At 46.1% G+C, this 20,074-nt stretch carries 23 protein-coding genes and 1 riboswitch; of the genes, 8 read left to right on the plus strand and 15 right to left on the minus strand.

Annotated elements, in window-relative coordinates; translation table 11 throughout:
• Positions 1-12: 12 nt before the first annotated feature.
• Together ADM98_RS05260 and ADM98_RS05265 are read left to right on the plus strand one after the other, a co-directional pair.
• Complete coding sequence (locus ADM98_RS05260) at positions 13-681, plus strand: Crp/Fnr family transcriptional regulator (RefSeq protein ID WP_053452562.1); 669 nt, start codon at positions 13-15, stop codon at positions 679-681.
• Between the two features lie 12 nt (positions 682-693).
• Complete coding sequence (locus ADM98_RS05265; protein WP_053452563.1) at positions 694-1,176, plus strand: DMT family transporter; 483 nt, start codon at positions 694-696, stop codon at positions 1,174-1,176.
• Positions 1,177-1,219: 43 nt separating this feature from the next.
• Here the strand turns inward: ADM98_RS05265 and ADM98_RS05270 are convergent, their stop codons facing one another.
• From ADM98_RS05270 to ADM98_RS05285, 4 genes are all read right to left on the minus strand, one after another.
• The gene (locus ADM98_RS05270; RefSeq protein WP_326933861.1) at positions 1,220-2,443 is read right to left on the minus strand and encodes an MFS transporter; all 1,224 of its coding nucleotides are present in this window, start codon (positions 2,441-2,443) and stop codon (positions 1,220-1,222) included.
• A gap of 11 nt (positions 2,444-2,454) precedes the next feature.
• Entirely contained in the window at positions 2,455-3,051 is a 597-nt protein-coding gene (locus tag ADM98_RS05275) for a winged helix-turn-helix domain-containing protein (RefSeq protein WP_053452565.1), read from the minus strand.
• 238 nt (positions 3,052-3,289) lie between these two features.
• Entirely contained in the window at positions 3,290-3,820 is a 531-nt protein-coding gene (msrA, locus tag ADM98_RS05280; RefSeq protein ID WP_053452566.1) for a peptide-methionine (S)-S-oxide reductase MsrA, read from the minus strand.
• 95 nt (positions 3,821-3,915) lie between these two features.
• Positions 3,916-4,019, minus strand: a riboswitch (SAM riboswitch).
• A 62-nt stretch (positions 4,020-4,081) separates the two neighbouring features.
• Positions 4,082-5,260, minus strand: coding sequence for a M20 metallopeptidase family protein (locus tag ADM98_RS05285; protein WP_053452567.1), 1,179 nt, complete (start codon positions 5,258-5,260; stop codon positions 4,082-4,084).
• Positions 5,261-5,337: 77 nt separating this feature from the next.
• Between ADM98_RS05285 and ADM98_RS05290 the strand changes: the two genes are divergently transcribed.
• Positions 5,338-5,631, plus strand: coding sequence for a putative quinol monooxygenase (locus ADM98_RS05290; protein ID WP_029340705.1), 294 nt, complete (start codon positions 5,338-5,340; stop codon positions 5,629-5,631).
• 58 nt (positions 5,632-5,689) lie between these two features.
• On the opposite strand, the gene ADM98_RS05295 is transcribed toward ADM98_RS05290, so the two are convergent.
• Both ADM98_RS05295 and ADM98_RS05300 read right to left on the minus strand, forming a co-directional pair.
• Complete coding sequence (locus tag ADM98_RS05295) at positions 5,690-8,035, minus strand: C40 family peptidase (RefSeq protein ID WP_235504833.1); 2,346 nt, start codon at positions 8,033-8,035, stop codon at positions 5,690-5,692.
• Positions 8,036-8,183: 148 nt separating this feature from the next.
• Complete coding sequence (locus tag ADM98_RS05300; RefSeq protein ID WP_053452568.1) at positions 8,184-8,738, minus strand: GNAT family N-acetyltransferase; 555 nt, start codon at positions 8,736-8,738, stop codon at positions 8,184-8,186.
• A gap of 269 nt (positions 8,739-9,007) precedes the next feature.
• On the opposite strand from ADM98_RS05300, the gene ADM98_RS05305 reads away from it, so the two are divergent.
• The 3 genes from ADM98_RS05305 to ADM98_RS05315 all read left to right on the plus strand — a co-directional run bounded on the left by ADM98_RS05305 (position 9,008) and on the right by ADM98_RS05315 (position 10,522).
• The gene (locus ADM98_RS05305; RefSeq protein ID WP_053452569.1) at positions 9,008-9,337 is read left to right on the plus strand and encodes a DMT family transporter; all 330 of its coding nucleotides are present in this window, start codon (positions 9,008-9,010) and stop codon (positions 9,335-9,337) included.
• On the plus strand, positions 9,334-9,651 hold the full coding sequence (locus ADM98_RS05310) for a DMT family transporter (RefSeq protein WP_053452570.1): 318 nt from the start codon (positions 9,334-9,336) through the stop codon (positions 9,649-9,651). The genes ADM98_RS05305 and ADM98_RS05310 overlap by 4 nt, the downstream gene beginning before the upstream one ends.
• Before the next feature lie 127 nt (positions 9,652-9,778).
• A complete protein-coding gene (locus ADM98_RS05315) occupies positions 9,779-10,522 on the plus strand; it encodes a general stress protein (protein ID WP_053452571.1) in 744 nt (247 codons plus the stop codon).
• Between the two features lie 127 nt (positions 10,523-10,649).
• Here the strand turns inward: ADM98_RS05315 and ADM98_RS05320 are convergent, their stop codons facing one another.
• Entirely contained in the window at positions 10,650-11,465 is an 816-nt protein-coding gene (locus ADM98_RS05320) for an aldo/keto reductase (protein WP_053452572.1), read from the minus strand.
• 132 nt (positions 11,466-11,597) lie between these two features.
• Between ADM98_RS05320 and ADM98_RS05325 the strand changes: the two genes are divergently transcribed.
• Positions 11,598-12,626 (plus strand): iron-containing alcohol dehydrogenase family protein, encoded by a 1,029-nt coding sequence (locus ADM98_RS05325; RefSeq protein WP_053452573.1) that lies wholly within the window; start codon positions 11,598-11,600, stop codon positions 12,624-12,626.
• Positions 12,627-12,673: 47 nt separating this feature from the next.
• On the opposite strand, the gene ADM98_RS05330 is transcribed toward ADM98_RS05325, so the two are convergent.
• The 8 genes from ADM98_RS05330 to ADM98_RS05365 all read right to left on the minus strand — a co-directional run bounded on the left by ADM98_RS05330 (position 12,674) and on the right by ADM98_RS05365 (position 19,208).
• Positions 12,674-13,636: an EAL domain-containing protein gene (locus ADM98_RS05330; RefSeq protein ID WP_053452574.1), complete on the minus strand. Its 963-nt coding sequence runs from the start codon at positions 13,634-13,636 to the stop codon at positions 12,674-12,676.
• A 178-nt stretch (positions 13,637-13,814) separates the two neighbouring features.
• Complete coding sequence (locus ADM98_RS05335) at positions 13,815-14,078, minus strand: DUF1294 domain-containing protein (protein ID WP_053452575.1); 264 nt, start codon at positions 14,076-14,078, stop codon at positions 13,815-13,817.
• Between the two features lie 17 nt (positions 14,079-14,095).
• Positions 14,096-14,833, minus strand: a complete 738-nt coding sequence (locus tag ADM98_RS05340) for a TPM domain-containing protein (protein WP_053452576.1) — start codon at positions 14,831-14,833, stop codon at positions 14,096-14,098.
• Positions 14,830-15,423 carry a LemA family protein gene (locus ADM98_RS05345; protein WP_053452577.1) on the minus strand — a complete coding sequence of 198 codons (594 nt, stop codon included), beginning with the start codon at positions 15,421-15,423 and terminating at the stop codon, positions 14,830-14,832. The genes ADM98_RS05340 and ADM98_RS05345 overlap by 4 nt, the downstream gene beginning before the upstream one ends.
• Before the next feature lie 109 nt (positions 15,424-15,532).
• Positions 15,533-16,369, minus strand: coding sequence for an undecaprenyl-diphosphate phosphatase (locus tag ADM98_RS05350; RefSeq protein WP_053452578.1), 837 nt, complete (start codon positions 16,367-16,369; stop codon positions 15,533-15,535).
• A 339-nt stretch (positions 16,370-16,708) separates the two neighbouring features.
• The gene (locus ADM98_RS05355) at positions 16,709-17,521 is read right to left on the minus strand and encodes a ZIP family metal transporter (protein WP_053452579.1); all 813 of its coding nucleotides are present in this window, start codon (positions 17,519-17,521) and stop codon (positions 16,709-16,711) included.
• Between the two features lie 51 nt (positions 17,522-17,572).
• Complete coding sequence (locus ADM98_RS05360) at positions 17,573-17,902, minus strand: YolD-like family protein (protein WP_053452580.1); 330 nt, start codon at positions 17,900-17,902, stop codon at positions 17,573-17,575.
• Entirely contained in the window at positions 17,886-19,208 is a 1,323-nt protein-coding gene (locus ADM98_RS05365; RefSeq protein WP_053452581.1) for a Y-family DNA polymerase, read from the minus strand. The genes ADM98_RS05360 and ADM98_RS05365 overlap by 17 nt, the downstream gene beginning before the upstream one ends.
• A 176-nt stretch (positions 19,209-19,384) precedes the next feature.
• Here ADM98_RS05365 and ADM98_RS05370 point away from each other — a divergent pair, with 176 nt between their 5' ends.
• Entirely contained in the window at positions 19,385-20,023 is a 639-nt protein-coding gene (locus tag ADM98_RS05370; protein ID WP_053452582.1) for a pentapeptide repeat-containing protein, read from the plus strand.
• Positions 20,024-20,074: the final 51 nt, after the last annotated feature.

Genomic DNA, 20,074 nt, shown 5'->3' on the forward strand with positions numbered 1-20,074 from the left:
GAGGGAACGAACATGGAAACCGTCATCCAACAATATGGACTGGATACGATTTTAACGGAAGAGACACGCGCTTGGTTACGTCAAGAAACCTTCCGAAAAGGGGAACTCCTCTGTACGACAGGTGCGACGATCGACCGGATGTACTTCATCGTCGCAGGCAAGGTCAAGATTTCTGCTGCTTCGTCAGAAGGGAAACAACGGATTTTACGATTCAAAACACCCCTAACGGTGATCGGTGACGCCGAATTCATCAATGAACGGGAAGTACTGAATACGGTCGAAGCGGTGACCGATGTCGAGGTGTTGAGCGTACCGTATGCGATTTTACGCGAGCACAATACGACGAATGTCTTTCTGCAATTTTTACTACGAACGATTACAGCGAAATGGTATGCCGACTCAAAATCAGCGTCGCACCATGTGTTGTATACAGTCGAGGAACGATTTGCAGGGTATTTGTTGTCGATCGCATCTGAAGCTAGTGACAGTTTATTTTATCAGGAGATGCGGACGTCGAACCTACATGACGTCGCCGACTGGCTTGGAACAAGTTATCGCCATCTCAACCGGATCATCACGAAGTTATGTGAGGAAGAAATTCTTATTCGACGACGTGGGAAGATTATCATCGTCGATTTGGAACGGATTCGCGAGAAGGCGAACGGTAACAGTTATGAGTAAGGAGGAACGAACATGGTAATGGGCATCGTGTGTGCCGTATTGGCAGGGATGTTAATCAGTTTACAGACGGTATTGAATGCTCGGATGAGTGATGCGTTCGGGGCATGGGCGACGACAACGCTGGTTTTCTTCGTCGGTTTCATCGGAGCAAGCGTTACGTATGTTTTGTTTCGTGGTGGAACACTTGGACAGATTCAAAACGTGTCACCGCTCTATTGGTTCGGTGGACTTGTCGGTGTCGGCGTCGTCTTTTGCGTCATGCGCGGGATTCAGTTACTTGGTCCATCCGTCGCGATTTCTGTCGTGCTGATTTCGCAGTTGAGCTTTGCCCTCGCCGTTGATACGTTCGGGTGGTTTGGTTTACCGCAAATCGACTTATCGTTTGGTCAGCTCGTCGGTCTCGCCGTCATGGTATGTGGGATCTTCGTCTTGAAACGGTATCAAGTCGTGGCGCCGGAACAACAGGCAAAGGATCAAGTAGAACGTGTTTCGTAATTAAATGGAGACAGTGGAATTCAAATCCACTGTCTTTTTTTGACTAGTCTTTTGTTTGGATCATGCGTTTTCTGAAATAGAGTGATAGAACAAGGATAAGAAGACCACAGTACAACATAATCGTCGTGATCGAAATATGAAATGACAGTAGAAGTGAGAGGACTGCATAAGATAATGGAACAAGACCGTTGGACGATGCATTGACGACACTCATGACGCGTCCCATCATTTGTTCTGCACACTGAGACTGGATGGATGTAATGATTCGAATATTGATGATGGAAGATAGGGCACCGAGTGATAGAAGAAGAGTCAAGTACAACCAAATCTGTTGGACTTGACTAAGTAAGCAAAGGAATAGACCTAATGCGCCAATCAATCGAACCGATGAGGTAATCCCACTTACTTTCGTCTGGACAAAACCAATCGAAAGCGCACCACCAAGCATTCCCATTTGATAAGCCCCTTGCATGTAACTTAAATCCATCGCGTCTCCTTGAAGCACATCATGAACGAGTAAGGGAATTCCGAGTAAGAGCGGTCCGAAGAAAAAGAAATTGACGCAGATGATGAGAAAAAGTGTCTGCTTGAGTTGCTGAAAGTGTAGAACGTAATGAAGCCCTTCTTTTAGTTCAGATAGAGCGGAATGCTGGAGTGCTCGCTTAGTCTTAGCCTCACGAATCCCATACGTGAAGAGGAGCGTCAGACAGAGGGTCCCGAAGATTACAAGAAAGACGTATGAGTAAGAAGAATAGCTGAGAATGACTCCGCCAAGAATTGGACCTGAAAAGAGCGCGATTTGATTTGATGTTTGAATCAAGGAGTTAGCTTTAGTAAGTTGTTCGTTTGGAACAAGTGTAGGCAGTAAAGAAGCATTCGCGGGTGAATAAAATGCATCTACACTGCCGAATAAAAAGGCGAATCCTAAGATCGTTAGCAATGTAAGCTGATCGGTATGAAGTAACATGAGAAGACAAAGAATAAAACTGATCCGCAGACTACTTGAGATGCGCATGATCGTCGAACGTTTATAGCGATCAGATAAAACGCCACCGAACAACATTAAAAAAATACGAGGTAACAAGGTAGCCATTAGGACGAGTCCGAGAAAGGATGCCTGGTTTAACGTATGGATGACATACCATTGTTCAACAAACAGATAGGTTGAGAGGGAAAGGGCGGAGCACATGCCGGATCCCCATAAAAACAAAAAGGCGCGATTTTTAAATAGGGATCGTTCCGTATTCATTTCAACATGTAGCATCATATACCTCCAGATTAGACGTCGTCGCGATCAAACAATCGTTCCTCAATCGAAAAAGCAGTCGTCATGATGTAAAAGTGTTTTCGATCTTTTTCGTCAGATGGGGATTGTGTGAACTCTTCTAATAAAGCACGATACTTTGTAGCAAAGCGTTGAAAGTCGGATTCAGACATCGTCAGTTCTTTTTGGAGCGATAAGCTCATCCAGTCTTCGACGTTTGAAGACACAGGAGAAAAAGCAGTTGTCGGAGCGGTGAGGACGCGTGTCTTTGCTCGGTCTAGTACCTCAAGATACGATTGTCGGGTCGCTTCTTTCGTCTCGACGAAGTTCAGAAGATGATCAGCAGGAATGTATCCTCGAGCAATCGCTTGATAGTATTTCAGTAGATTTCCACCTTGTTCTTCTGTCCGAACGAGGCGAATCAAGTCATGCTTTTCAAGTTCCCGCACGTGATAGAGGACCTTTGCGCGCGATAACGTCAGCAAGTGGGCCAACTGATGCACCGTATGCGGTTGTTCGACGAGAAACATGAGGATTTTTGTTCGTAACGGATCACTGATTACCTTCAACTGTTCATAGTTCTCTAATATGTGAATCGCTTTTTGTTCCATCCAATCATCTCCTTTTTAACCGGTTAACTTTTGTTAACCGTAAATCAAAAACTTCTTTTTGTAAACGATTACAAATTTATGTGAGGGTAACGACAAAGGAAAGAGCTGTTAGTTTCCATACAAAAACTGACTCCATTGACATACTCGTTCATTCTCATTCACCTCTTGCAAAAGTAGATGTGAGAATAAGCGAAATGTTTGAAGTCAGTTCAGCTGTTTTATATGGTTCAAGGCTAGATTAAACCGTCGTCGTATCTTTCCATTCCTGTTCGATGAAGGCATCACGACCAGAGGCGGCACGATCTTTTTTGTAGTGTTCTGGATTTTTCTTATGGAAGTCTTGGTGGTACTCTTCCGCTGGATAAAATTCAGAAGCGGCATCGATCCGCGTTACAATCGGTTGTTTAAAACGATTGCTTGCGGCAAGAGCGTCACGAGAAGCGATTGCTGCTTCATGCTGCGCATCCGTATGATAGAAGATTGCTGGTGCGTACTGCGTGCCGCGATCTTGGAATTGACCTTCTGCATCCGTCGGATCCGTTTGTGGCCAGTAGAGTTCAAGTAAACGCTCATACGGGAATAGGCTTGGATCAAACGTGATTTGGACGACTTCGAGATGTCCTGTCGTTCCTGTTTTTACTTGCTCGTATGTCGGATGATCGACGTGACCGCCCATGTAACCTGATACGATTCCCTCGATTCCTGGTAATTCTTCAAATGGTGTCACCATGCACCAAAAACATCCACCTGCAAATGTTGCTTTTTCCATCCGTCTCTTCCTCTCCGTGGGAAATTCCCATTGTATGTCTGACAGCGAGAAAAACGAAAACGACTCCTTCGCTTGGTTGCAAAAGGAGTCGCCGCTTTTTATCAACCAAAGCTTTCGCTTTGCTGGTCGTAGCACCTTGCTATGCGCAGGTTGCTGGGACGTCATCGATCCAGATCTCTCGGTCCACTCTTGATAAGGGTATATGAAGTTGATGTCATTCGTTATCATTGTTGTGATGATACCATTCCATAAGAAATAAAGTCAATCCTTAGGTTTTAAGGCACGTAAAACGGTCGCTCCGAGTGTTTTCGCACCAACCAGCAGCGCCTGTTCGTTGATTTCGTACTGCGGATGATGTTGTGGATAATTGACGCGACCATCCGTATATCCGGAGCCGGTAAAGAAGTAACTTCCCGGGACATGCGTTAGATAATGTGCGAAGTCGTCCGCCGCCATCATCGGTGTGAGTGCTCGAACAGATGCTTTCGGCAAGAAAGCAGCAGCTTCCTGAACGAGTTTTGTCTCATCCGGATGATTCCAGAGCGCGGGGTAACCCGTCGTGAAGTCAATCGAATACGAAGCACCGATGCCAGCACAAGTCGTTTTAGCGACAAGATCGACTTCTTGTCGGAGCTGATGCCGCAGTGTCTCGTTAAACGTTCGGATTTCCCCAACGATGCGTGCCTCACCCGTAACGATGTTTGGTGCCGTTCCTGCATGGAAAGAACCGATTGCGAGAACGGCAGGCTCAAACGGATCGACCCGTCGGCTGACGAGGTGTTGTAAGTTACAGACAAGCTGTGCACCGGCGACAAGCGCATCTTTTGTTTTATGTGGTGCTTGAGCATGTCCACCTTGACCGTGGACGATGATTTCGAATTCGTCGATGGCGCATAGCGTATGTCCTTCCCGAAAACCAATCGTGCCAACAGGTAAATCATTTTCAAGATGTGTCGCAAAAATTGCATCGACCCCTTCGAGGACGCCACCTTCAATCATTTGAATCGCACCACCGGGAAAGACCTCTTCCCCATGCTGGTGAATGATTCGAATTGTTCCTTGCAATTGATCGCGTAACGGATAGAGTGTAGCAGCAAGGGCCATCACCATCGCCGTATGACCATCATGTCCACAAGCATGCATGACACCAGGATGGATCGACCGGAAAGCAAGCGTTGTCTCTTCTTGGAGTGGTAAGGCATCAAAATCGGCGCGGACAGCAATCGTTGGACCAGGTTGTTTGCCTTCGATCGTCGCGACGACTCCGCGACCTCCAACGGCTGTTTGATGAGGAATGCCACGTTCCGCGTAAAAAGCAGCAATCCGTTCTGGTGTGCGGACTTCTTGGAAGGATAGTTCCGGATGGCGGTGGAAATCACGGCGTAACGCGATCATCGTTGGTTCGAATTGTTCAAGTGCTTCAAAAAGTTGTGTTTGCATCTTCAAGCTCCTTTGACGTGTGTCTTTTCGTGAAAATGGGTACAGATACAGGTAATCACGAAAGGGGATAATGAAACATGGGAGAAATCGTCGTTAACGCTGTACTTACAATCAAAGCAGGACTCGCGGATCAAGTATTCCCGATTTTACAAACGGTTTATCATGCCTCACAAAAAGAAGAAGGATGCTTGCGCTATTCCTTGCATCAATCGATCGAGGATGAGCATCAATTCATGTTGTATGAAGTGTATCGTGACGAAGAGGCGCTCGAAGCACATATCGCATCCGACCACTATAAAGCATACCGCGAACAAATCGAGTTATACTTGATGGACCGACAAGTAACGAAATACGTCGAGATGACATTCTGACGTGTTGCGATAAGAAGAGACGAACCCGCCGAAATCGACGGATTCGTCTTTTTTTGTCTCACATTGATTTAAAGCCGAGGAAGTGCTCCTGCCAACGTGGTTCATAAATCGAGTTGATTTGTAGCTGTGAACCGCCGGCGTGGATGAAATGTTCACTATCGAGCATGATCCCGATATGCGATGGGCCTTTCGTATACGTATTTTGGAAGAAGACGATATCTGAGCGTTTACCGCTTGAGATGCTCGTCCGTTGGTTTGTAAAGAACGCACCGTACCAGTAGCCACGAACGTTCGTCCGACCACCGTATTTTCCAGCCTTATTTGTCGCGTAGTGAATCAAACCGGAACAATCGAAGCCACCGTTCACGGCATTTTGCGATCCCCATGTATAAGGTGTACCGATATGTTGGACGGCTGCTTGGATTAATTTTTCGCCACGCGTATTATTCTTTTTGACGACCCGTTTATCGGACGTGATCGTTACAGCGGATACCGGAAGATAAACAGGTGTCCAGCCCGACTGGATGACGTAGAAGTTTCCGACTCGGTGACGCGGATAAACGCGTTTGCCTTGTTCAACGAGACCGCTGCCTTTTGGACTTGTCGGACTTGCGAAGAAGGAAGTCGTCTGTTTGATGGTATAGATTTTCGTTCGGTTGATTGCTTTTTGTGTCAAACGCATATCGGGTTTACTCGTACTGATATAAGGGTTGAGGACATAGCCGGTTTGCCCACTTGCTAAACGGATCTGCCAAAAATCATCATCAATTGATTTCAGACCAATCAGCTTTGTTCCTTTTTTTAAATAGGCAGCGGGACGACTGTAAGCGACGTCAGCGGAGAAGAGGGGAGTCTGGTCCAAATGCACATAAAACGTCGTCCCTTTTTTCGCTTTTGCTTTTGGTTTATTTAGTCCGATCCGACTCGAATCGACGAAACCAAAGATATTGTTATATTTGACACGTGTAAAATAACCGCTTTTTCCATAGATAGTGATCGAGTTTCCTTTTTTCAACGTACCGATTTTTTTACCCGATAGTTTTGCCTGTGACCGAATGACGACGTCGTCCTCTGTCACGTAACGTTGACCGGTGATGTCATACAGATCTGGTTTTTTCGTGACAAGATCACTCGTCTTGACGTAACCGTAGATCGAGCCTTTTTTTAGTCGCGTATAACTGCCACTCGTTCCGTAAATCGTTAGTTTATCAGCCCGTTTAACAGAATACATAATTTTGCTCTTCGTCGAAGCAGAAGTATAGACGGACAAGTTGCGTTTCGCGTATCGTGTCCCCGTTGATGCATAGACTTTTCCACTACCGAGATCAGCTGTTTTAACGTAGGCATGGACTCCGCGGAAAATAATTCGACTGTAGACGCCACTTTTACCATAGATTGTTAATAAGGTATTTGTTTTTTGTTGATCGATGATGGAGCCGGAAGCATTCGGTGCACTATAGATCGGTGTCGGACGTTGAACATAGAGACGAGCGGTTTGTGAATAATATTTTAACGTTCCGAGATGTGCTGTTAACACGTAGGCATAATCGTCTTTTATTTTAATTCGAGTAAACATACCTTCTGTTCCATAGGTTTGAAGAGGGGTGTTGATAGAAAGTGATTGCACAACTCTTCCTTTTGTCGTTGCTGTCGAATAGGCTGTTGTCTGTTGCTGAACGTAACGCAGTCCACTTTCAGGATGAATTACGTCTATTAAGTCAGCAGTTAGAATAAAAGCATAACCAGTTGTTGTCTCGACGCGTGTAAAGTTACCTGTTGAGCCGTATGTCTTGAAGGCTTGATTTAGAGTGATAGGTGTATTTTTACTTGTAGTACTTGGTTCCGTAAAAAGAGTTGTTGCGCGTTTTGCATAGGATGTGCCGGTCGCTTTTGGGAGTGCTTCCAATTGATTCGTCGGGACATAAACATAGCGGTCATTCCATTTTAGGCGAGTAAACTGCTCGAATATGCCGTATGTATCCACCCGTTGATAGGCAGGAACTGTCGCAACGATTGTAGCGTCTAAAGGAGAAGCGACAAGAGAGAGTAGACTGCTCGAAACGAGAGTCTCTTGTTTTTGAAAGACAGGTGCTTCTTTTGCCAAAGCAGAGGTAACGATGTATGCTGTTCCGTTTTGCCAGCTGATGCGTGTAAAGTCACCATCTGTTCCCAATGTTTCAACCGTAGTGCCTGCTGGTAACTGTTGAATGATTGCTGTAGAGTCGGCAGCTTGTAATAGCGCTGTGTCCTCTTGCAAATAAGCTGTTCCAGTTGTCTCTGTGACCGTTTGCGTTTCTGCTGTCTCTTGAGCAGAAGGTGATTCCGCGAGAGCGGGTGCAGGTAAAACCGAGCTCAACATCAACGTTGCGGCAAGGCCAGCAACATGAGCAGTCCATTTTTTCATCAAGAGGTTCACTCCAATTCTTAAAAATTGTCATTATAAATAGTGTAGCATGTGCTTGTTTAAAAATTGATAAAAATCAAAAAAATAGGAGATTAGTCATTGGTCATAAAAAAACGATATGCCGAGGCACATCGTTTGAAATCAAATGTTAGTGATTTTCCTCGTGATCGACTTGCCATTCCCAGTCGAGCATGCCGTAAATCAAGGAATCCCGCCAATGGTCTTCGAGGTAGACCGTTTCGCGAAGCTGCCCTTCCTTCGTCATGCCGACTTTTTGCAGCACGCGTTCGGAAGCGACGTTGCGTGGGTCACACGTTGCCGTGATTCGGTGTAATTCTAGTTTTTCAAATCCGAATTGGAGAAGGAAGGAGGCAATCGACGTCGCGTATCCATTCCCCCATTCATCTGGTGAGAGGACGTATCCGATTTCGGCGATTTTATTCTCAACGTCAGTGATGACGAGCTCACCAGCACCGATGACGACGTCACTTGGAAACGTCACGGCAAAGACATAACGACGTCTTGGTGTCTCGAGTTCACTTTCAAGCGCATCATGTAGGAATTGTTTCGTATCGGTTTCTGTATTCGGTCCCCATGCCTGGAATTGACTGACGATGGGTTGTGATGCATAGGCGTGAACCGCTTCTACATCTTCTGGTGTAAAACGACGAATCCGAAGTTGATCATTGATTTTATAACGCATGCAGCATCCTCCTCTTTCAGATGAAGTCACTTTGATTCTATTAGACAAATCGAGAACGAATTCCTGTTTGACATCGGAAAAAGGGCGTGCTAGGGTGATTGTATCGAATGGAATAGGGAGTATCCTCTAGGGTTCCGTACGGCTGGACCGAGGGAGGAACATGGGCATTTGTCCATGCAACGGAGGGATAAAAGCCCGGGAGTAAAGCGAATCGTCTCGCTTACTCCCGGGCTTTTTCATTTGAATTTATCTATTAGGAGGCAATTACTATGGCAAAGTATTGGATTGGGATCATCCTCGCGGCTTGTTTTGAAGTCGGCTGGGTCATCGGGTTAAAACATGCAGCAACACCACTCGAGTGGGGAGCGACGATCATCTGTATCATCGTCAGTTTTACAGTCCTGATTAAAGCGAGTAATCATTTACCAGTCGGAACGGTCTATGCCGTCTTTGTTGGTCTCGGAACAGCAGGAACGGTCGTGACGGACATCGTCTTGTTCGGTCAAGCAGCTTCCGTAACGAAACTAGCATTGATTGCCGTCTTACTCGTCGGCGTCATCGGTCTGAAATTAGTCAGTGGAGAGGAGAAATCAGCATGAGTTGGATTTATTTAATCATTGCCGGGATCTTTGAGATGTTTGGCGTCGTATTGATCAATACATTCAATCAAAATAAGAATATGAAGAATCTACTGTTGATGGGAACAGGATTCGGACTTAGTTTTCTATTTTTGACGCTGGCGATGAATGACTTACCGATGGGAACGGCGTACGCGGTATGGACAGGAATTGGAGCAGCCGGTGGTGCGATTCTGAGTATGGTGCTCTATAACGAATCAAAAGACTGGAAACGGCTCGTCTGTATCGGTCTCGTCTTGAGCGCGACGATTGGGTTGAAACTCGTTGGAGAATGATCGTTTCATGTCAAACAGATGACGTTTTAACGGAACGCATGTTTTTTGGCATATTTTAACGCAAAAGAGGAAATACTCCTTATAGAAGTGACGCATGACAAATCGTGTCGATAAGGGGAGAACATCCATGAAAACGAAACAATATGTCGGAACATTCTATTCAGAAGAAGAACTGATCTCGAAAATGGACGAACTACACATTCAAGGACACCGAGAGGAAGACTTTTACGTCATCGTTAAGGAAAAATCGAACATCGCGCTCGTTCGTAGTCAGATGGATGCAGAAATCGCGACGACGAAACCATCTTGGATTGACCGGATTCGTGGAAATAAAGGACGCGATCAAGAGGTCGATGATCTATTTGCATCACTCGATTTATCAGACAATGAGATCGAACAACGAAAGACAGAAGTCGAGGGCGGAGGATTTGTTCTTCTACTTGAAGTTCAAGACATCCAATTCGATCCACATTTAAATACAGACAATACACATCCCGATGTCAAGGTTCGCTACGGTAGTGGTGAAGAGACACACACGTCATCGGATGCCAATTCTAACGCACAACTTGGATCAGGCAACCCGCTTGACGTCGATAAAGATTCAAAGGAAGAGCATGCGGAAATCGATTTGCATCGTGCGGGTACCGATAAGATGCCGCAAGACGAGCAGGCGATCGATCATTCAAAAAAACTCAATGGTAACCGAGAACCAGATATCGCGATGCGTCGGGACGATGATTTCCGTCGTCCGGAAACAGAGCGTGAGGAAAAGAACGATGATGCAACGCAAGATGGTGAAGAGCACCGTCAATCGAAACATCACTCGGATGATATCGCTAAGCAAGACCATGGGAATAGTTTAGATCGCTAAGACAAAATGAGCCGGAATCACATGTCACCGTGATCAATCCGTCGAACGATAAAAAGGTACTTTTCGGAATTGATCCGGAAAGTACCTTTTTTGGAGTGGAGATTACACGAAACCATTTATCTGTATATCATTTTGTATCCGGATTCGATCCTGTACGCATGTTGGCATTCAATTGATCGATCGCTTGCATATCAGTATCTGACAAGGTAAAGTCGAAAACATCTAAATTTTCGCGAATCCGGCTTGGTGTGACAGATTTCGGAATCGCAACGATGTCGTGCTGCAAGTGCCAACGGAGAACAACTTGAGCTGGTGTTTTTTGATGACGATTGGCAACATCGACGACGATCGGATGTGTCAACGCGTCGCGTCCTTTCATCAACGGACTCCATGCTTCGACAACGATGCCATGCTCACGACAAAAATCTCGGATTGCTTCTTGACTAAGAAACGGATGGAGTTCGATCTGATTGACAGCAGGAAAGATCGACCCTTCAGCTAAAATTCGTTCTAGGTGAGGGATATGGAAGTTCGAGACACCGATGGCGCGTGTCTTTCCTTCTGCATAGAGATGTTCGAGCGCTCGCCATGTGTCGACATAACGATCTTCTTTTGGCATCGGCCAATGAATCAGATACAAGTCAACGTAATCAACACCAAGCTTTTGTAGACTTGTCTCGAAAGCAGCAAGTGTTTCGTCGTAGCCCTGATCGGAATTCCAGACTTTCGTCGTCAGGAAAATTTCTTCACGGGGAATTCCGGAGTCACGCAGAGCGCGACCGACGCCTTCTTCGTTCTCGTAAATCATTGCCGTATCGATCGAACGATACCCAGCACGGAGTGCTTCACTGACCGCTTCATATACTTCTGCTTCCGGTACTTTAAAGACACCATATCCAAGTTGGGGCATGCTGATGCCATTGTTTAACGTGATCTGTTGCATCGATTCATCGACTCCTTTTTAGTGAATTCTTCTCTTTTCTAGTGTACGCGCTCCTTCTCTAAAAATCGAATGATTGCCGAATCGAGTTCTTTTGCGTATACTGGGCGATAACAAATATTAGGAGGCGATTCCGTGATTCGACAAGCCGTTTTGCAATACATACATGAAGAAAACGCACTCGATCAACTCGAACAGATCATAGATAACCGATCAGCAGTCCTGATTCATGGACGTCAAGCCTATGAAGCAGCAGCATTTTTATTACCAGATGTCCCGCGCTTTTTATTTGAAGGTCATTGTACAGATCAACAGGTGGAAGCCTTGAAACAGTCATGCGCTCCATACGATATGATTCTCGCTCTCGGAGGAGGAAGTGTCATCGATACGGCAAAACAGGTCGCATTTCAATTGCAACTTCCGGTTATCGTCATTCCGACGATCGTTTCGAACTGTGCTCCTTGGACGCCGCTCAGTGTCATGTATGATGAACAGGGGCAGTATATCCGTTTCGATACATTCCCGGTCGTGATTGAAGCACTTCTACTCGATCATCGGATTCTCGCCGCCAGTCCGTATGATTACTTCGTCGCTGGACTCGTCGATACATTAGCGAAGTGGTATGAAGCACGTGCCTTGAGTGGTTCCTCGGCAGAAGATCCCGTCATCGAGACGGCACTGCGGACGGCTGAACGTTGCAAGGATCTTATCTTATCGACGAATGTGTCGGAAACGCGCTTTCGTGAGTACTCGGCTGACATTCAATATCTCGTCGAAACGGTCATTCCGTTAGCTGGGAGTATCGGTGGTTTTGGTGACGCGGCGACGCGAGGTGCAATCGGACATGCTGTACATAATGCTTTGTCTCCTTACCGGGAAACGCATCCGTTCTTACATGGCAGTAAGGTCGGGTATGGCTTACTCGTTCAAGAGATGCTATTCGGGAACGATGCCGATTATGCAGAACTTCACCAGTATCTCCTTCTTCAAAAACAACCGACATCACTCACTGATTTTGGCCTCTCACTCGATATTGTCGAAGAGCTTGCTTTACGAACATCGACGGAGGAGCTGTGCCGTCTGCTACGTCCGTTAGTATCAGCAGATCAGCTCGCCGATGCGATCACGCGTAATGAAAAGACGTCGGTTTCGATGACTTCTTAACAAAAATACGCACATGTTCCGAATCAAACGGTAACATGTGCGTATTTTTATTGTGCTTTCGCGAAGTGCGCATAAGGAGCAGGGCGCCCAAGCAAGTATCCCTGACCGAGATCAAAGCCGAGTTCACGACAGAGATCGAGTTCTTCTTGCCGTTCGATGCCTTCTGCTAAGATTTGAATCCCCATTTCTTGTGTTAGATAACGAGCTTTCCGTAAAAAGGCTTCGTTATCAGGATTCGTATCGCAGTGATCGATGAAGGAACGGTCGATTTTAATATAATCTGGTTGAAGTAAAGACAACATATCGAGTGTTGAGAAGCCAGTACCGACATCATCAAGCGCGACTTGAATACCTTGTTTTTTATATTGTTCAAAGACGTGCTTCAAATGATTGACGTCTTCGATTTTCTCCGTCTCGACGACTTCGAAGACGAGACGACTCGGGTCAACATGATAACGTTCAACGATCTCAAATGTATGACGCAGGCAATACTCCGGATTGTAGATCGTCGAAGGAAGGAAGTTGATGAACGTCTTTGACGTACCCCCGATATGGTATGTTGCGCGAATCGCTTCTTCACGTGCGCGTTGATCAAGTCGAGAATGTAGTCCCATTTTGGATGCAGTCGAAAATAGGACACCAGGTGAGATAGGGGTATTGTCATCTGCTGCGCGTAGTAGTGCTTCGTTCGCAACGAGAAGATTCTGTTGAATATCATAAATCGGTTGCAGGTGACTTGTCATGACACCATGCTGTATGAAATCGATTGCTGACCGATGCTTTAATTGTTCTAGAAGCGCTGAAGCCAAAATAGGTGCTGTTACATAACGCGATTGTGTGGCGCGACAAGACACAGGATAATCCGCTACACGTAAAAGTGATGTCAATAACTGCTCGAGTTGTTCGAATGATTGATAGGAATAGATTTCTGGTGTTGGTGATTGAATATGGAGTGCTCCCGCTTCAACGAAACGGATTGATGTCGTACATTCGGCGCAAGGATGCCACATAAAGGGATGTCCACCTCTCAGTACATCAAAAAAGATGTATTTATTAAATTGGTTAAATTCTTTACCCTGAATAAAAAAGAAATCAAACCTCTTTTTCATAAACATTGACCTTATACAAAAAAGAGAAGAGACGACGGACACAATTCCGTACGTTCTCTTCTCTATCGGTTACATTCTTTTATTGTGAAGTGTAGAAAATCCAGAAAGCGAGATGCAAGATTGCTGCAAGTGGCACTAGCCATTGGAACTTCGCTTTACGTGTCTTATGCCGAACGGAGTACATGCCGATCCAAGAACCGAACGCACCGCCGAGAAAAGCAATCATCAATAATGTTGCTTCCGGTGTCCGGTGAGCACGTTGTCTCGCCCGGCGTTTATCCTGCCACATCGAGCCGAAGCCGATGAGGGTCAGGAGGAGGTAATAGCCTAAAATGATCCTCATGAAAAACGACTCCTTTTCTAACGTTCGGCACCACCGCCGCCGGAACTTCCGCCGCCACCACGACTACCACCGTTCCCACCGCCACCACGCATGATTGCGGAGAAGATATTCAAAATGGCAAAGAAGAACATACCGCCGGTGAACTTCATATCGAGGAACAACAAGATCAATAGGGCGGAACCAATCAGTACTTTCGTCCACAGCGGAAGTCCATCATCGTTTTGTGTTTTCGGTGGATCTTGTGACTCGAGCGACTGATCCTTTGAAATGACACTGACGACAGCTTTATACGTTTCGGACGCTGCTTTTCCATACTCACCGTTTTCCTTGTAGGGAACAGCATATTGATCGAGGATACGTCCCGCCGTGATATCGGTTAAGATACCTTCGAGTTTATAACCGACTTCGATGCGAAACTGCCGATCCTTTTCGTTTGGGGCGACGACGACGAGAACGCCGTTATCTTTTCCTTCTTGACCGATGCCTTGACGCCGGAACGTTTCGTTGGCGTAAGAGCTTAAATCTTGTCCTTTTAGATCGGGAACCGTCTTGAGAACGACTTGTGCCGTCGTATATTGTTCGAGTTCCTGACCGAGTTGCGCGAGTTCGGCTTCTTCCGAAGAGGTGAGCAGCCGAGCATCATCTTGAATGAAGAAGGCTGCTCCTGTCCGTTCTGAAACGGCACTAGCTGTTGGAACGAAGAGGAAGAAGACGAGGAACGCGCTCAACAGAAGTCGCGTCCACCGCCGAATCATTTCGAATCACTGTTAAAGTCGACAGTCGGATTTTCCCGGTCGCTGTCTGAAATTTCGTAATACGGTTTTTTCTCGAATCCGAATGCAGATGCATAGAGTGTCGTTGGGAAGCTCCGTCGTTTTTTGTTATAGAGGGTTACAGCATCATTGTAATCCTTGCGGGCAATCCCGAGACGATTTTCTGTTCCTTCCAGCGTATCCATCAAGGATTGGAATCGTTCGCTAGATTTTAGTTCCGGATACGTCGTCTGTAAGGCAATCAATCCGCGAAGCGAAGACGTGACTTGTTGGTCGGCTTCGATTCGTTGTTCGGTTGACGCAGCACGCGCAAGACCCGCTTGTGCTTCGGCGACTTTCCCATATACTTTTTCTTCTTGACCCGCGACACCTTTGACAGTTTCGACGAGGTTCGGAATCAAGTCCGCACGACGCTTAATTTGATTGTCGACTTGCGACCATTTATTCGATACATCCTCTTCTACATTGACGAGGCTATTGTATTGTCCGATTGCTAAAAAGGCAATCACGGCAACAACAATGACTCCAATGATTAATGGGAGTTTTGATCCACTCCGACTTCTTCGTGCCATACGGCATTCACTCCTTTATATGTGTCTCATCCCTATATACCCTTAACTAAGTGAATTAGTTTCAAAAAAATTAAAAAACCGCCAGCTAAAATAGCTAGCGATTGAAAAATTACATGTAGACGATGACAGCTAAGACAGCTGCTAAGACAAGGCGGTAGATTGCGAATGGGACGAGTTTGATCTTGTTGATCAGCTTCAAGAAGAAGCGGATCGATAAGAGGGCAAACACGAAAGACGCAACAAAACCGACAGCATAGAATGCAAAATGGTTCGGTTGAATGTCCGACCAGTTCTTAACGAGCGAAAGGAAACTAGCACCGAACATGATCGGTACAGCCATAATGAACGTGAAGTCAGCTGCTGTCCGGTGATTCATCCCGAGGAAGACCCCTCCGGAAATCGTTGAACCAGAGCGGGAGAAGCCTGGCCAGAGTGAAATACATTGGAACAGACCAACGAGTGCTGCTTGGCGATATGTAATCTGATCAAGCGATGTCGTTTTTGGTTCCTTTGGTCCGAATTTATCGGCTGCGATCATCAAGAGCGCACCGACAGCAAGACCGATGATGACCGTTTCAATCGAGAAGAGATTCTCATCGATGAAGTCTTCGAATAATAATCCGAGAATACCCGCTGGTAGAAGACCGATCAAGACGTGACGTAGTTTTAACTTGTGTGTACCTGATGCATCGTGTTCTCCTTCAATCTTATACAAACCAATCAAGCTGAAAAGACGTTTCCAAAAAACGACGACGACAGCAAGAATCGATCCAAGTTGAATGACGATTTTAAAGGTGTTCGCCGAATACTTACCGAGAAAGTCCGTTGTTTGCAACCACATGTCATCAACGATAATCATATGACCTGTTGAAGAGACAGGTGCAAATTCCGTCATCCCCTCGACGAAACCGAGTAAGAGCGCTTTTAAAAGTTCAATGATTGTCATGGTAATCTCCTTCTATATGATGTGCTAGTTAAAAACATATCATGTTTTATTCTTGTGAGACAGAACTAAATGGAATATCGGGCGTAGGTCTGAGAAGGTATGATACGCCGCAGACGAAACCTGATGCCTAGATTCGTTTGAATAAGAGTGAGCAGTTACCTAGATTTCATAGGATATTCCGTCATTTCTATTGATAGCAAGATAGCATTTTGACAAGAGAAATCCTTCTGTTGTTACACAAGGTCAGAAAAACTTCAAACTAATAAGGGATTCGTGAATGTAAAAAATGAGAAAAGCGAGTAATAGACGGTTGCGTCTATTACTCGCTTTGCAACAGGCTCATCCTAAAGCGACATCGAGAATCATCATGACGGTAAAACCTACCATCAGACCAAGTGTTGCTAAGTCAGATCCGTTCTCTGCCTGTGATTCTGGAATCAATTCTTCGACGACGACGAAAATCATTGCGCCAGCAGCGAACGATAATGCATACGGAAGAAGTGGTTGAACGAAGAAGACAGCAGCTGCTCCGATCATCGCAGCAATCGGTTCGACGATTGCTGACAATTGACCATAATGGAAAGCACGACGGCGAGACATGCCTTCGCCACGTAGTGGAATCGATAATGCCGCACCTTCCGGCATGTTTTGGATTCCGATACCGAGTGCGAGTGTTAACGCACCAGCGACTGTCGCACCGTCCATATTCAAGGCAGCGGCACCGAAAGCAACCCCAATCGCAAGACCTTCTGGGATATTATGCAACGTAATTGCAAGAAACAGTAACGTCGTTTTCTTGAGTCCTGTCGAAGGACCTTCAGCTGTTTCGAGTGGTGCGGATAAGTGCAAATGCGGTGTAACGAAGTCGAGCAAACGAACGAAAAAACCACCGGCGAGGAAGCCGATTGCAGCCGGAATCCAAGCAATTCCACCGTCTTGCTCCGTGAACTCGATCGCAGGAGCGAGCAGAGACCAGAATGACGCGGCAATCATGACACCGGCTGCAAAACCGAGCATCATATTCATGACACGTTTCTCAATCGTCGTAAAGACGAAGACGAGCGCCGCACCAAGTGCGGTTAATCCCCAGGTCATCATACCAGCAAGTAATGCTTGCACGACGACGGGGAGGGAAGTAAACCAATCCAACATGACTATTCCTTCTTTCCAGGCACGATTTGAAACGACTATCTGTATGAGAGCTTACCCGTTTTCGATTCGAACGATTCGTGTGAACGGAATTTCTACTATTTCACGACTACGCAAAAAGAGAACGGAACGTTCAGGCTCTAGCCGTTCTACAAAACCGACGACCGTCACGTAGCTACTTTCCTTATAATACGTGATTTCGAGTTCGTTTCCTTCTATTAAAGCTTCTTGAAGTAGAAAGTGCCACGATTCTTGTAGTTGTTCATCGATTTCAGGAAGGTCAAGTTGATGCATTTGAATATAGTACTCCCGTAATAGTTGTAAGTGCTCGGGCATCAGGAAAGGAATCCATTTTAAATTGCCTCGATCACGATACGCTGTCATGGAGATCCCCTCCAGGATGACCGCCAACGAAACGGAGACGACGCTTGGCGACACTCGTATCGAGAAATGAGACGGCGAGACGAATCGTTCCTTTCCCGTAGCGAAGATTGACGATGTCCATTGCTTTTAATAAACGCCGCCGCTTCCAGTTGCGCGTATTGTCCTCGAACAGTGAGAGCTGTAAAGTACCTTGATCAGCAGTCAAGTGACCGAGCGAGACGGAAAGGAACCGAACAGGTTCCCCGTCGAGCCAATTCGGTTCGAATAATTGTAAGACGTGTCGAAGAATGATTCGCTCATCCGATGTCGGATAAGGCAACCGAACTTGGCGCGAGAAGCCGCTTCGAACGACATTTCGGGAATAGCGAACACCGATATGGACGGTCCAGCCGACTTGATTCGAAAAGCGACAACGTGCGGCAACATCCTGAACGAGTTCGTTGAGGACGTTTCGAATCCGTTCGAATTGATAATAGTCCTGCATCAAGGTCACACCGTGTCCAATCGTCCGTTGAGGAGCTTTTTCGAACAGATGACGAGGGGGAAGGAGTGTCGGTGAAGCGTCGAGCCCCCATGCGTGATGCCACAGTTCAGCACCGATGATACCGAAGCGCTCGTGTAACTCTTCGACCGGACGCATCGCGAGATCACCGATTGTCTCGATGCCCATCATGTGTAGATGTTGTTCCATGCGGTGTCCGACGCCCCACATCTTTCGAATCGGAAAATCATGCAAGCGTCGTGCGATATCAGCATAACCACAACGAGCGATTCCTTCTTTTTTCCCGATTAAATCAAGAGTCAGTTTCGCGATGACATTATTCGGTCCAATTCCGATACGAACGTGAATGCCAGTCTGTTTCAGAATCGCTTCTTGAATCCGACGAGCAGCTTGAAAATCAGAACCGAAAAGGCGATCAGTTCCAGTCATATCAATGAAGTTCTCATCGATAGAGTAGACACGAATCGCCTCCGGTGGAGCAAATTGATGGAGGACATCAAGGACACGAATCGACGTCTTCATATAAGCGAGCATACGTGGTTCGACGAGTTGAATCGTACGACGAACGGCGTATGGCAATTGCTCGATTTCATACAGGCGACCGGCTGTTTTGATTCCAAGTGCTTTTAAGGCAGGGGTGGCGGCGAGGATGACGGACCCGTTTCGTTTTAAATCGGAGACGACCGCAAGGCGTGTCGTCAAAGGAGGGAGATTGCGATACTGACATTCGCAACTGGCGTAGAAGGAAACACTATCGACGCAAAAAATACGTTTATCTTGTGGTAAAACGACGGAAGGAAACATTTGAATCACTCCTTTACATAAAAGAACGTATGTTCTTATTTTGATTTTCTTTGACTATAGCATGGTCTCAAAGTGTCTCAAAATAAAAACTGTTGAAAAGAGGGGGAATTCATACGATTTACCTTCATGTAAACGGAGTTTGATACACTAGGATAGAGAAAAAAGGGGGAATCTCTATGAAAGAGACGATTATCCGTTTACCAGAATTACCGAAGACACTTCAGACAGAAACATTCGATCAAGTTGAAATCGATGATCCGTATCTTAAAGGAGCGCGTTATGAAAAAGAGTCGATGCCGAATGAACTGACAGAACGCGTCGATGCCTATCAAGTCTGTTTTCAAAATGTCTCGTTTGCGAATCTCACCTTTGATCGTGGTTCGTTCGAAGACGTTCGGTTCGAGCAGTGCGATTTAACAGGATGTCACTTCCAAGAAACTCGTTTTCACCGTGTATCCTTTGTCGGATGCCGCATGACAGGAATACAATTCGAAGATTGTACATTGGATCATCTGACGATTCAGGAAGGACTTGCGGATTATGCACAGTTCATTCGCAGTACGGTCCGCCATCAACACTGGACCGAAACGACGATGAAGGAAGCGCAGTTTTTCGAAGTGAAGGCGATGAATTGGAAACTCGACACCGTCCGACTCCAGGATAGTCAATGGATTGAAACGCCGTTAAAAGGTCTCGATTTTCGGCAGGCGGAACTGTCAGGGATCACCGTCGATCCACGCTTTTTACCAGGTGCTGTGATTACAGAAGAGCAGGCGGTCGCCTTTGCTCGATTATTAGGTCTTGTTATTCCATAACAAAAGAAGTCCTTTTTTCGATGGATGATTCGAAAAAGGACTTCTTTTCAT

It is taken from the genome of Exiguobacterium sp. BMC-KP (assembly GCF_001275385.1).
Lineage (GTDB): Bacteria > Bacillota > Bacilli > Exiguobacteriales > Exiguobacteriaceae > Exiguobacterium_A.